The sequence below is a fragment of the Clostridium sp. genome (genome assembly GCF_029258205.1).
Classification (GTDB): domain Bacteria; phylum Bacillota; class Clostridia; order Clostridiales; family Clostridiaceae; genus Sarcina.
This window is the reverse complement of record NZ_JARHZJ010000010.1, coordinates 37,014-51,128: the sequence shown is the minus strand read 5'-3', so window position 1 is coordinate 51,128 and position 14,115 is coordinate 37,014. Positions and strand designations below refer to the sequence as shown.

At 22.3% G+C, this 14,115-nt stretch carries 10 protein-coding genes; 2 read left to right on the top strand and 8 right to left on the bottom strand.

Annotation, left to right across the window (positions count from 1 at the left end):
* The first annotated feature begins 1,488 nt into the window (after positions 1 to 1,488).
* A complete protein-coding gene (locus Q1J60_RS01225) occupies positions 1,489 to 2,277 on the top strand; it encodes a LysM peptidoglycan-binding domain-containing protein (protein ID WP_300257403.1) in 789 nt (262 codons plus the stop codon).
* A gap of 126 nt (positions 2,278 to 2,403) precedes the next feature.
* Here Q1J60_RS01225 and Q1J60_RS01220 read toward each other — a convergent pair whose 3' ends face one another.
* From Q1J60_RS01220 to Q1J60_RS01190, 7 genes are all read right to left on the bottom strand, one after another.
* Complete coding sequence (locus Q1J60_RS01220) at positions 2,404 to 4,053, bottom strand: MFS transporter (protein WP_300257400.1); 1,650 nt, start codon at positions 4,051 to 4,053, stop codon at positions 2,404 to 2,406.
* A complete protein-coding gene (locus Q1J60_RS01215; protein ID WP_300257397.1) occupies positions 4,050 to 4,850 on the bottom strand; it encodes an ABC transporter ATP-binding protein in 801 nt (266 codons plus the stop codon). Before Q1J60_RS01215 ends, Q1J60_RS01220 begins: the two co-directional genes overlap by 4 nt.
* Positions 4,851 to 4,920: 70 nt before the next feature.
* The gene (locus tag Q1J60_RS01210; protein ID WP_300257395.1) at positions 4,921 to 5,109 is read right to left on the bottom strand and encodes a hypothetical protein; all 189 of its coding nucleotides are present in this window, start codon (positions 5,107 to 5,109) and stop codon (positions 4,921 to 4,923) included.
* Between the two features lie 480 nt (positions 5,110 to 5,589).
* Positions 5,590 to 6,270 (bottom strand): DUF4956 domain-containing protein, encoded by a 681-nt coding sequence (locus Q1J60_RS01205; protein ID WP_300257392.1) that lies wholly within the window; start codon positions 6,268 to 6,270, stop codon positions 5,590 to 5,592.
* 32 nt (positions 6,271 to 6,302) lie between these two features.
* Positions 6,303 to 7,001 (bottom strand): polyphosphate polymerase domain-containing protein, encoded by a 699-nt coding sequence (locus Q1J60_RS01200; RefSeq protein ID WP_300257390.1) that lies wholly within the window; start codon positions 6,999 to 7,001, stop codon positions 6,303 to 6,305.
* A 137-nt stretch (positions 7,002 to 7,138) separates the two neighbouring features.
* On the bottom strand, positions 7,139 to 8,179 hold the full coding sequence (locus Q1J60_RS01195; RefSeq protein WP_300257387.1) for an anti-sigma-I factor RsgI family protein: 1,041 nt from the start codon (positions 8,177 to 8,179) through the stop codon (positions 7,139 to 7,141).
* 6 nt (positions 8,180 to 8,185) lie between these two features.
* Complete coding sequence (locus Q1J60_RS01190) at positions 8,186 to 8,836, bottom strand: sigma factor (protein ID WP_300257385.1); 651 nt, start codon at positions 8,834 to 8,836, stop codon at positions 8,186 to 8,188.
* A 517-nt stretch (positions 8,837 to 9,353) separates the two neighbouring features.
* Between Q1J60_RS01190 and Q1J60_RS01185 the strand changes: the two genes are divergently transcribed.
* Positions 9,354 to 10,802, top strand: coding sequence for an AcpB/EbpR/MafR family transcriptional regulator (locus Q1J60_RS01185; protein WP_300257383.1), 1,449 nt, complete (start codon positions 9,354 to 9,356; stop codon positions 10,800 to 10,802).
* A 303-nt stretch (positions 10,803 to 11,105) separates the two neighbouring features.
* Here Q1J60_RS01185 and Q1J60_RS01180 read toward each other — a convergent pair whose 3' ends face one another.
* Positions 11,106 to 14,105: an FMN-binding protein gene (locus Q1J60_RS01180; protein ID WP_300257381.1), complete on the bottom strand. Its 3,000-nt coding sequence runs from the start codon at positions 14,103 to 14,105 to the stop codon at positions 11,106 to 11,108.
* Positions 14,106 to 14,115: the final 10 nt, after the last annotated feature.

Sequence of the window (14,115 nt, the reverse complement as noted above, 5' to 3'; positions counted from 1 at the left end):
CTGTTACTATAAAAACTTTTTTGTTCTTAAGTTCCTTTAAGTAATCTAAGGCTCCTTCTCCAAAAAGAATTTCTGTCTTAATCTTAAACCTCTTCATTTTTTAGCTCCCCTCTTCTTATTAATTATTCGTAAGAGCTTGTTTATAAGTATATTTTTTAAATTATTTATGATTTCCAATTAATTATTTATATTTGATATAATTAAGATGAATTTTTAATTATAAATAAAAAATCAGATATTTTTAAAAATATACTTATAAAAAAATAAGAAGCTCCATAGGAATTCCCTATGGAGCTTCTTTGCTCTCTAAACACTACATTGTGTTATTTTTAATATACTCTTTTTAAAAAAACTTGTCAATAAAACTCAATTCTCTTTTTTAAGTTTATTTAAATTTATATTTCTATAAATTTAATATGGAAAAATAGCTGTTACTACTATAATTATTAATGCTATTGAATAATGCCTTAAAACTTTTTCTATAAATAATTTATTATCATATGCAAAATATCCTAATAAAAGATAAAAGCTATCCATTATTATTATGCCTAAATCTGAAAATAACACAAACAAAAGATAATCTAATTTCTAAGAATAAATCTTCTAAATTATAATTATTAAAACTTCGTAATTTATCTCAATTATATTCATATATAAATAATAATACCAAATTATCTTTTTAAATTTATTGCTAAAAAGTTTCTATTTTTGAAAACATTTTCTTGCATTTTAAAAAACAATGTATTATAATAATTGTAAAGGTTTTATCGATAATACCCTCTTTTCTTAATTAATTATCGATAAAAGCAATTATTTTTTCATTTTTAATGCACTTTTGTGTTATTTACGTATTATTGAATGTGATTAAAAAAGACAAATACAATTGGTATTTGTCTTTTTTATTTTAATTATATTTATATTCGCAATATTACTCATAATAGAATTTACCTCTTAATACCACTACTCTATTTTCAATACTTATTGTAAATATTATAAAATTAAACTACTTTGATAATAATATAAATTATATAAGAAAGATATAACATATTATTAGTAAAAAATTTAATCCTTATAATTTAGAAAAACTTAATAATCTTGAAATATTAAACTTAATAAATTTAAGACAACTTTTTAAAATACTTATAGAGTTTTAAGAAAAGATATAAAAAAATAGTCTTCCTTTAACCGACCTGGAAGACTAAAAATAAATTATATAACTAAATCTATACATATATAAACTAATATCTAAATACGGTTACATTATAATTATAATTTTATCCTAAATCAAGCTTTTCTAAAAAATAATTAATTTTATACATAATAAAAGTTAAAATTTTAAATATAATATTTATATCCTTATTAAATTTATTGATTACTAAAGAATCTTAGAAACAATATTTAATATTTTTCTTAAGATTCTTTTTTATGTATATTTTTATTATAGTTGTCAATAATCTCAGTATAAATTCATATTAGGAGGGCTATTAAATGAATAAAAAAAATATTTTTATACTTGTAGGATCATTTATATGTGTAACTTTATTAGGTTATTTTACATATTCAACTGTTTCTACATTAATTAAATCAAAATCAGTTTCTCAAGAGGTTTCTGTTAAGGAAAATACCTCCTCTGATAATAAAGATAAAAATTCACAAAATGATTTAAGCGAAAGACTAAAAGAACCTGATAAAAAGGATGATAAAAAGAAAAATACTAATGATGGAAATAAATCAGAAAAAACTTCTAATAATTCAAATAATAAATCTACTAATGAAAAGTCAAATGATTCTACCAATGAAGACAAAAAAAATACTTCTGATAAAAATACCAACTCAAAAGAAACATTAAATAATAATTCTAAAAAAAACAAATCTGAAACTAAATCAGAAAGTAAAAATACAATAAGTTACTCTTCTTACTTGAAAGATTTAGAAACAGAAAAATATACTCTTAAAGAGAATGAAAAATTAAGTGATGTTGCTAAAAAATTTAAGGAAACTTGTACTGTTAATTCTAGTTTGAACATTATAAAATCTCTCAATCAAATAAACAATACTTCATCTCTAGAATCAGGGGATACAGTATTAGTTCCTGTTAACGCTTTTCAAAATGGAAAAAAACACTCTGTAAAAGAAGGAGATACTTGGTATAGTATAGCTAGAAAATACTATCCTAATTATAATCATGAGGTAGTTATAGATTTTCTTATGGATATAAACCCATTCAACAATGATATTCTTCCATTAGGTGAAGATATTTTCTTACCTAATATTTAAATATCTTAAAACTTAAATATATAAATAAAAATCTTAACCTTCTATTAAAATAAGGTTAAGATTTTTAATTGTAACTTTATACATAAAATTATAATTAATTTTTTTAAATTTTAGCTTGTTTTTATTTTAATTAATTTTATGATATTTACTCTTACTTATTATGGTCCATAAAATCCATATTAATATCAACTCTATAAAAATAAAAATATATACTCCATAAGTAAGTTTGTTAATCATATAATGAGCTAACCCTAGTATTCCGCTTAGAATAAAAATAAGTAAGATTATTCCTAAATCATCCATTTTTTCACCATCTTTAAAACTCACTGAAAATGGAAGATGTTTATCCATTAACTTAACTGTTATTAGGTTTAGAATAATTATTACAAAGAATATAGCTATAATTTGCGGAATAATTCTTAAACTAAATACCCATAAATATACTAAAGATAATATTATATATACAGGCAGAATCATTTTATAAAATACACCCTTATATACTCCTTTAAATATTGAAGCCATATCATCTATAGGAACAGATTTATAAATCCAAGAAGCTTTAAACTGTTCTGAATATTTAGCCATAAGAATTACAGGAGTCAACATAAGTATACATATATACAACGTGAAAAATTGATTTGAATTAGCCATATGGTTTTTCCAATCTACAAAACTTTCATAACTTTTAATAAAATTAAATAAAAATATGAAAGGAAAAACTAAGGACATAGCTATATTAGGATATGTTTTTAACTTAAAGTTTCTCTCACTTTTTATTATATTTACAGTAAAATTAAAGAAGCTTTTCTCAGTATTACTTCTACATACCAAATTTCCAACTCTAAATGAAAATGGAATTTTATCTTTACCCTTATAAGTATTATCATTTAACTTTTGAATATAATCTTCAAACTTTTTAGATATTTTAAAATAAATAAATATTGATAATATTGGTGCTAAAATTGCTAATCCTGTAAATATTATTAATGTTTTATCTACTACTCCACTTTCTATTATTTCAAGAGGTGCAGCAAACCATAAAGGAACTATAAATCCTTGCCACCAACTTGTTATTGCAAATCTACTACCTATATCCATAATGTCAAATATTCTTCCTACAATTTGATACATAACCATTATCCCAACAGTAAGAAATATTTGAACTACATTTATTATATCTTTAAGTTTTTCTCCATTAAAAAACTTAAGAACTAAATAATAAATAAATGCAGTTATAAGTATCATAAATAAATTAATAAGTATAATCTCAAATACAAAGACAATAGTAAACAATATACCATACCTTAAAGAAACAATTATTCCAACACCTCCATAAGCTAAGCTTAACTTTGTCATATAAATCAAAATATTAGTAATCTTAGCTGCATTTATAGTTTTAGAACTTACACCTGTAATTCCTAGTAAATTTTTATCCCTAACATCTAAAAGAACATAAGCAAAATCTGCTATAAAACTACTACCTATTACAAACATAAAAAAACCAAAATAAACGGACATTTGAAGCATTATATTATATTTAACAATTATAGTCATAGACATAAATGCTCCCATTACTCCATAAAGAACTAATGCCTTACCAAAATTATTATCTTTATCATCACTATTTTTATTATTCATGTTTATTGTAGTTTCTCTTCTTTTATCCATTGTTAGCTTGGTCTCTAATATTAATCTCATCATTTCATAATCAACACCAAGCTTTTCATAAAATCCTCTTAATCTATTAACTACAGTTAAAGATTTATCCTTTTTCATAAACTACACTCCTTTATAAGTGCAGTAAATTCCTCTGCTAATCTTTTATGATTATTAAATCCAGTTAAGTCATTGAATATTTCTTCTAAGGATTCTTCATTAGAATTTTTCTTAAGTTCTTCAAAACTACCATCAGCAACAACAACTCCATTATTTAAAAGAATTATTCTGTGACTTATTTTCTCAACAACATCAATTATATGTGATGAATAAAATATTGTTTTCCCACTTCTAGCTAACTCAGATAAGATTTCCTTTATAACCATAACACTATTTGCATCTAATCCATTTAAAGGTTCATCTAAAAATAATATATCTGGATTATGTATAAGACTTGATATTAAAAGAACTTTTTGTCTCATTCCCTTTGAAAAACTTGAAATTCTTGAATTATAAACATCTTCTATGCCTAATATCTTCATAAGCTGCTTACTTTTATATAAAACATCTTTATACTCCATACCATATAATTGTCCCATAAAAGTTAAATATTCCTTAGCAGTTAAAGTATCATATATATCTGCCATTTCTGGAACATACCCTATCTTCCTTTTATAACTTCCATCACTTTTTAGAATATTTTCTCCAAAAATTTCAACTGTTCCTGTATAACCACCTATAAGCCCTAACATTATTTTTACTGTGGTACTTTTTCCGGCACCATTTGTTCCAATATAACCTATTATTTCTCCTTTGTGTATATCTAAATTTATTCCTTTTAAAACCTCTTTTGTTCCAAAATTCATCTCCAAATCTCTTATTTTTATAATTAACTCATTAGAATTTTCTAAAGCCACTAATATTTCACCCCATTTTTTAATTTTTATCCCTAAAACTCCTTAATAATTATCACCTTAATTTTAAAAATTATCTTTCCTCTAGTTCTCTCATATAATCAGCTAGCTTTTCAGAAGTTTCTTTTATACCTTCTTCTCTATTCTTTTGATCCTCTTGTTCTTGTAATTTTCTCATTTCATCTGCAAAAACTTTAGAATCTTCTTTAATAGAATTATTTCTAGCTTCTTTATTACTTTTATAAGAATCAATATTTTTCATTTTATTATCCTCTTTTCTAATATTATTTAATGTAAATCAAATCTACTAAGTAATTATTAATAAAGTTTTATCAAAGAGTTCTAAAATTATTTTTTAAATTTAAAAATTTCTTTAAATATACTAAAATTAACTGAAACAAATAACTTTTAAGGCTAAATTTTACATTATAGTATTATATTACACCACAATTCTTATTCATACAATATTAATATTTCATAGTTGTTTTATACATTAGCAAATTTCATATTTACTAAATAGCCATTTCACTAATTTCATTTTATATAAAAATATAAATTTTATAAAGACATATATGAACGGCATTAAAATAGTAGAAAAGTAATCTTTATATATATAGTTATTATAATAATAAAAGGCTACATTCCGCTCCTTATTATAAAATCCCTAATTAGATAGAATTTAAAGCTTTGAATGCAGCCTAAATAATTTTTAACTAAATTTAAATAAACTTATTGATAAAATTTAAGCAACTTCGGTATTTGGAACTAATAGATTTACACTGTCTATTCCTTTGAAGTTTATAAGATTATCTATTAATAAATTTTCTTTTGATTTTGATGTATTTATTTCATAAACTAATTCAAATGAATCACTTAATATATTTTTAGCTTTAATATTAGTTTTTATTTTCTCTTTTGAAAATATCTCTTCGATATTATTTAAATTTACATTTTGCCCTCTTATAACAAGTAATAATTTATTATCCTTTAATCTAAGCTTACTTGAAGTAATCATTAAAATACAAAGTATTATTGAACTTACTGAGCATAAGAATATAGCTCCTGTAGCTGATGATAGTCCAGCAAATATACTCCAAAATATAAAGCCTATATCTCTTGTATCTTTTACATTTGTTCTAAATCTTACTAAAGATAATGATCCTAACATACCTAATGAAACAGCTAAATTTATTTGAACTAAATCCATAAGTACAGTTGTAATAAATGTTATCATTATAAGAGTAGTATTAAATTTTTTATTGTAGTTTAAAGTATCATATGAAACTTTATATGTAAAATAAATAATTGTTGAAAATATTAAAGATATAAAAATAGTTTTTAAAATTACATTTGGGCTTTTTGCATGTTGAATTAATAAATTCAAATCATTTATATTGAAATTTCCATTTAAAATTTGACTCATTATTATGTTCCTCCTAAATTCCTTTATATTAATTAATAATAATATGTATTTAATAATTGTCTTGAAGTACCAAATTTACTTGGTGGTTTCCCAACAAAATTACATTTAGACAATATATCTTGTAATTGTTGAAATAAAAATCTGTCGTATTTAACTTCTAAAATACTTTTATCTCCTGGTAATCCTTTTTGGAAGTTTATATTTTTATTAAATAAATCATAATTAAAATTAGTAAATCTTAGATTATTATCTAATGTAACTCTAGTATTGAAAAATTCATGTGTAAAAGCTCTTCTATCATACTCAACCATAGAAACCGGTCTATACAATTTACTTTTCATTAAATTAAAAGCATATTCATATAAAGGATTGTCTTTATATTTTAATAAGACAGAGTATTCTCTATTTATCAACCTAATTGCATCCTCTTTAGTAATTGTTATACTCTCCTTTAATTCTCTTTCAAGATGCTTTCGTTTAATTTCAAATTTAGCAAACTTATCCTCTTCATTATAAATTCTTACTCTTATACGCTTTCTTTTTTCAGTTTTTATTTGCTTTTCCATAAAATCTTCATTATCTATACTATCAAAATATATACTTCTTGTTTTATATCCATTATAATCCCCATACTTATCTGGAACTAATATTTTACTTAAAGAATTTAATAAATAAACTCTATCTGTACTTGAAACTAAAAACTTCACTTCTTTTCTAGATACTGATAACATCTTCTCCCTCCTTTCTCATTAATTAATACAAAATCATTTTTAAATTTGTGTACCTTTTTTTTAAAAAAAGGCATATATCAAAATATTTTTCTATAATATTTCAATACTGCCTATTTTAAAATTATTTCTACCTTTATCTAATCATCATATGAATCATTTAAATCATAACTAGAATCTTCATCATCACTATCTTTTTGTTGTTCTTTTTCATCATCTTGTTCATTTTTATCCTTATTATTTTCATACATGTCATCATTTAAATTACTATTTTCAATTTTACTTTTCTTATCATATTCTTTTTTCTTATTATAATAATCATCGTTATCTATTTCATCATCATTATCTACTTCATCATCGTGATCTATTTCATCATCATTATCCACTTTGTCATCGCGATCTATTTCATCATCATTATCCACTTCATCATCTATATCATCATCTTTCAAATTGATATTTTCTTTATTCAATATATCAATAAGCTCATCTACAGTAATATTTTTCATCTCTTTCTCTGAAAACCTGTTATTTAATTTTTTATTAATAGCATATTTTCCTAGACTAATACCAACCTTCTTAGCATCATCACTATCTCCTTCATCACCTTGGATATAAACAATTTTAAAATCATTGAAGTTTTCATTTATTATTGTTTTAACATTATCCTCAAATTCAATATTTTTATTTCTTTCTAAAAACGAGAATCCAACTATAATTGAGTTTTTATCTTCAAACTTTTTATTCTCTTTTAAACTCGTTTTAACTAATTTAAGTGCCTCATCTAAAGATTTATTTTTTATTTTATCAATATCTAAACTCTTTGCATCATCATTTAATGCCACTACATTAATTACAGTATTATCTTTATTAACCTCAATTGAAAAACTTGGATTAATATCAAATGTTAATAAGGCATATGGTATATTTTTATTATTAACATTTATAATTCCAGAAATAATACTAATAAATATTAATGCTGCAGTAACTATCGGAACAGTCCATATTTTTATAATTTTATTTATTTTTTTATCAACTATTATATCATCATCTACAAATAAAATCGCTTGTCCAATACTTATATTTACTTTTTTTCTTATTTTTAGCATTTCTCCACTCTCATCCATAACTATTATATACTTATCATGTATATCAATAACTATTCCTTTATAATACAAAGTCATTCCCCCTTATTTTTTTATCCAAAGAATTATATTCCTATATTTTTTAAAGAAAATTACTATAACTGATATTATAAATAATTTATTTCTCTTCAAAATTCTTTCTGTAACTATATATTTTAATGAAATTTTTTTTACAGGCAATCTTCTCTTTTCATACATAAATGTAGTTACTTCTGAATCATTGCTAACTTGCTCTGAAAGATTTATAGAAAATGTTCTTGTATCACTATGTTTTGGAGAACTATTTACTAAATCATCAAGTGTAATTTTAAATAAAAATATTTCTTTTTTAAATTTATGTATTTCTTCAATAAGTTCATCTTTATTTTCTATTGGATTATGTACTATATTTGTTATATCTATTCCTAAATCATTTAAATATTCGATGGAAACTACTTCCCTATATTTTTTTTCCTTATTTAAATAATTCTTTATTCTACTCTCTATTACTAACTTAGCAAATGAATGGAAGTTTCCTTTTTGAGAATTATATTTTTCCACAGCCTCAACAAAAGCTAATATTCCCAAGCTAAATTCTTCATCATTTTCAATCGACACATATCTTCCAGTCAAATTAGAGATTGTATTTAATATAAATTTAATATTCTCTTCAACAAATTTATTTATATCATTGTTATTTAGAATAATATTTGACATAATAATCTCCTTTCTATCTTTATCTAAATATAACTAAATAATCTAAAGAAAATAATAACTTACTTTTATTGCATAAGTCTAGCATTATTTGTAAAATTAATTTTTTGCAAATATATTTTTAACATATTAATAAAATTTAAAAACATAAAAATTGATTACTAAAATCCAATTAATTTTTGATAAATATTTCAAATAATAATTGATTTTTATTTTCAAAATTTATTTATGTATAACTTTTTTTAAAATACTAGTTGAAAAACATTATCAATTATAAGATAATAAATAAAGAGTTGTAGAAAATATAGCTAGCTTAACTTTCTGATTTCACTATTAATTTAAAATTTATAAATGTAAAAACATATTAAACTTCAATTTTGATTTATATTAATTGCTTTTTTTCTTCCTACTATTAGACATAAGTAATAATATTATTAAACATACAAAATTTCTAGGAATAGATAATAAAATCATATCCCCTTGTATATTTTAAATCTATATTTTAGAAAAGGAGACTACTATGTTTAAAGAAGATTTATTAGAATCATCAGAAAAAGTTGAAATTGAAATTTTGAAAAAGCTCTATATTAATAACGGTATATTTTCAAAATATAAACTTTGCAATGAGCTACAAATTTCTTTTCCAACACTAAAGCTTTACATAAAAAATATTAATATAATGTTTTTAAAACACCTTAATAATGATGTTCATGTTTATATAGATAAGGAAACTATATTTCTAAAATATATTAATAATATTAACTTAGACAACTTTGTTTCCATATACATAGAAAATTCATTAAAATATAAATTATTATCTATTATTTATTACAATAAAAATTTAAGCAGCATTAAATTATGTGAACATTTAAATATAAGCTTATCAACTCTTAATAGAAAAATTAAACAATGCAACAAATTATTAAATCCTTTTGGATTAAAAATAAAAAAATTTGAGTTAAAAGGATGCCCTCTTCAATTTGCTTATTTTTATTATTCTTTATTTATAAATAGCTGTGTAATTAAAGAAATTTCACATGAATCAAATGATAAAGATCTTGCTAAGTTTTTAGAGGATTCCATGTCTATAGACTTTACTTACACTCAAAAATTAAGTATATATGTTTGGTCAAAAATTATTATCAAGCACAGAAATAAATTTACTAAAGAAAATTTTACAGATAAATTTTTCTTGTCAAACTTAGATAGTTTCAAAAATGACTTAACTTTTAAAAATCTTGAATTATTTTATTCAAAATTTCCACTTTATAAAAAGTATTTAGCATATTCAACAACTTGCTTTTTAAAAAGTTTTGGTATTTTATCCTTTGAAAACGAGGTAAATACAACTATTCCTTTTAATTTACATAATTTTATTTTATTAAAAATGAAATCTTTATTCTTAAGTAAAAATTTTGAATTTGATGAATCTATTAAAAGTAATATTTTGTCTTATTGCAATAAACAATTTTATTTTAAAGGTGTATTTTATTCTATTGATCAAAATACTAGAGATTTTTATTTGAATAGCCATTTAAGCTTTTTAAAAGATTACTTTTTAATTGATTTATTTAAAAATATGAATTTATCTTTCAAATTAGATAATTTTGATTTTGATTACTTCAAATTACTAATAGTATTAAATTTATCATACATAGATGAGGAAAGTAAATATAACATAAAAATAGGAGTCTTATCTAAAACAGAAAATTTATCACTTAAAATCCTACTTAAAAACTTCAATAATTTATTAAGAAAAAAGTTTAATGCAAAAGCTGAAGTTTTTTCTGAAAAAAACTTACATACATATGACTTAATAATATCAAATATTCACGACCAATTTTCAGATGATATATCAACTAATATTTTTAAGTTTACTTATTTAGGAGTGGAATACGATTTAAATAATTTAACTGAGATTTTAAATAATATCGAAAAAGAAAAAATAGAAAATTTAAAATTTAGTTAATATTTGTTGCTAGTGAAAAACCTCTTTGGACAACAAAAAAGACTGTATTAGAATTTATTTTTACACAAATTCTAATACAGTCTTCTTTCACAAAGTTGACTTTTAACTCTTTGACTATGATAAAATAACTCCCTTAAAAGTAGATTTTAACAAATGTTTTTTCTCATCTACTTTTAAGGGAGCAGTTAAAATATAGTAATTATCTTTTAACAAATATTTTTAAACCGTTCAAAATAATACAAACAGGCATGTAGAGTTATTTCTCTTTTGCAAATTTAACCAAATAATTTCATTTAATTCCTTTTATCTTTGTAAAAATATTCCAGCAAAGTCATCATCTCCATTAATTCCTCCACCTCTAACTTTTAATTTTTTTCCTTTATATTCTAATTCTACTTTAAGCTCAGTATAATTTTTATCTTTTGGAATCATATTTTCTGTTACTACTGTATCTTGTTTTGGTGATATTTCTATTCCCAACTTTTCAAAATCTTCATAAAGTATAGTTCCTTTTCTTTTAAACTCTTCTTTATTTTTAAGTTTGTTAAGTTCATCTTCTGTAAATAAATTTTTTATTGAATCTTGTCCTATATCTTTAAATTTAAACTTAGCCCCTGTCCAATCAATTTTTTGACCAACTTTTATTTTACCTTGATATCTTTTATATATTTCAGATTCATTTAAATATATTCTAGCATAACTTAATTTCTCTAAATTTTTATCTACATTATTATCAGAAGTATCTGTAAATTTAAAACTTATATAAAATCCACTTGGAATATTTTTATTCTTTGCTTTATCCTCTTTACTTGGATTAAAATAATAATATCCATAAGGACCTTCTACTTTATCTTTTAATTCTAATTTGTATTTATCTCCATTTTTTGATACTAATCTAAATAATATTTTTTCCTGATCTTCTTTTGCAATTTTTACTTCTTGCTTAAAATGAATATTATTACTATCATTCATCTTTTCTACATCAGAAACTTTATTCCATGTAGCTCCATTATCAGTACTATATTCAATTCCAGTTATATAATTTTTATTAACAACCTTTGGAATTATTATAAATTTATCTTTATATAAAGATTTCTTATGTTCAATCACAGCTTCCATACCCTTAAAATTTTCTATATTTAAATTCATTTCATGATAAATAGGTTTTCCTGTTTCTTTATCATAAACTTCTATGTCATTTTCTTTAAATTTATCATATGGTATTTCTTTTTCTTTTCCATCACGAGTTGATATTACTACTTTTAAATTTGATAAATCTAATTTTTTATCTTTATCTGAATCAATAAATTCTACAAATATATTTTTTTCACTAGGTGTTTTTATCTTTAAGTCATTAACAATATTTCCTGTTTTATAATCATTAGCTGCTTTATCCATAGCATCTTTTACAGATTTTACAATTCCTTTAGCACTATATGTAGCTCCTGAAACAGCATCAAAAGCACTGGCATTTTTATGTTCTTTTAAATATGATACTACAATTGAATGAGTTTTTACTGTTGGTCCATTGAAAGTATCTTTATATACATCTTTAAGCTTTTCTGCGTAATCTCCAATCAATTGTTTTCCTGTTTCATAATAATTGTCTGATTTTAATATTTTGTTGGTTATTTCATCAAGAAGTAATACATCATTAATTGTTTTTTCAGGATCATTTTTCAAAATATCAACTATTTTTATAGCTTTATCTCTAAAAGGTAAATCATCACCGTAACCTTCAGATTCTTCTGTTGCAACCTGTATACTTTTTATTTTATTATTTTCAAATGTTACTTTTGATTTAATAGGCTTACTTGTAAATCCTTTTCCTATGCCTATGTATTCACCATCTAAATACTTAATATCTTTATTATTCAAATCATTTTCCACATTATTATCCTTAGATAATTCTGTATTTTCCTTTTTATTATTACCTAAAATTTCTTTTGAATTATTATTTTCTAATACACTCATATCTTTAGAAGAAGAATTTATATTAGTAATAATATTATCTTTCTTAATTGCTTCTTTTAATGCCTCATTAACTGAATTTAGTATTCCCTTACTTGAATAAGTTGCTCCTGAAACTGTATCAATTCCAGTAGTACCTTGATTTTTTAATATTTTAAATATTAAACTTTTAGCATTATTGAAAAACTCCTCATCATCATTGTGATTAATTATTTCAATATTTACTAATGTACCATTTTTTATTATAACTTTTACTTTCACATTGCCATTAAATCCATTAGCTTGTCCTATATATTCACCGTCTTTAAATTTATGTTCTCCTAAGCTTGTATTACTATTTTGAGTTTCATCTATCATAATACTATTTTGATTTAATGCATCTTTAATAATATCTTTTATATTAATTTGTTTATTATTATTTTTGTGGGATGTATTGTTATTTTCAGAAATCTTTATTGTATTAAAAACACCATTGTTTTCTTTGGCTACTTTATTTAAAGCTGAATTAACAGCATTTAATATTCCTCTACTTGAATAAGTTGCTCCTGAAACTGTATCCACTCCAACAGTTCCTTGATTTCTTAGTATTTTAATAATTACTACTTTAGCTTTATTGAAAAACTCTGAATCATCATTATGACTAATTACTTTAACATCTGCTAATTTGCCGCCACTTATTATAACTTTTACTTTAACATTCCCTTTAAAACCTATGGCTTCCCCTATATATTCTCCATCTTTAAGCTTATATTCTTTTAAATCTATACTTTTAATATTTTGAGTAATATTATTAGTTTTTAAATCACCAGTTTTATTACTATTTTTAGATACGCTTACTTCTTTGTTATTTACCTCTATATTAAACCCAGCTTTAGATAATGCATCTTTAACAGCATTTTTTATTCCATTAGAAGTTAAAGTTGCTCCTGAAATAGCATCTACATTAGTAGAATTTTCTTTTAATATACTTGCAATAACTTTGCTCCCATTTTCATAATATTTAGGCGTTTCTGAATGAGAAAAAACTTCAATATTTTTGATTTTACCATTTTCTATAGTAACATTTACTTTAATATCTCCACCATAGCCTTTTGAAATCCCTAAATATATTCCATCTTTTATTCCATTTAAATTTATATTATCCTCTTCTTTTTTATTATCAATATCATCTTTATTTTTATCAGTATTTTCTGTAAGTTTTAAAGTTTTTTCTGGAACATCCGCCTTTTTATTACCAAGCATATTATAAGGATCAATTATTGCAAAACTAGTTGTACCAATTGCACTTGTAATAAGAATCCCACCAGCAATTATTTTTGATTTTTTCTTCATAAACTTTCCC

Coding starts and splice junctions, on each gene's coding strand:
- Q1J60_RS01225 (WP_300257403.1), top strand. CDS start 1,489: ATGAATAAAAAAAATATTTTTATACTTGTAGGATCATTTATATGTGTA.
- Q1J60_RS01220 (WP_300257400.1), bottom strand. CDS start 4,053: ATGAAAAAGGATAAATCTTTAACTGTAGTTAATAGATTAAGAGGATTT.
- Q1J60_RS01210 (WP_300257395.1), bottom strand. CDS start 5,109: ATGAAAAATATTGATTCTTATAAAAGTAATAAAGAAGCTAGAAATAAT.
- Q1J60_RS01205 (WP_300257392.1), bottom strand. CDS start 6,270: ATGAGTCAAATTTTAAATGGAAATTTCAATATAAATGATTTGAATTTA.
- Q1J60_RS01200 (WP_300257390.1), bottom strand. CDS start 7,001: ATGTTATCAGTATCTAGAAAAGAAGTGAAGTTTTTAGTTTCAAGTACA.
- Q1J60_RS01195 (WP_300257387.1), bottom strand. CDS start 8,179: ATGACTTTGTATTATAAAGGAATAGTTATTGATATACATGATAAGTAT.
- Q1J60_RS01190 (WP_300257385.1), bottom strand. CDS start 8,836: ATGTCAAATATTATTCTAAATAACAATGATATAAATAAATTTGTTGAA.
- Q1J60_RS01185 (WP_300257383.1), top strand. CDS start 9,354: ATGTTTAAAGAAGATTTATTAGAATCATCAGAAAAAGTTGAAATTGAA.
- Q1J60_RS01180 (WP_300257381.1), bottom strand. CDS start 14,105: ATGAAGAAAAAATCAAAAATAATTGCTGGTGGGATTCTTATTACAAGT.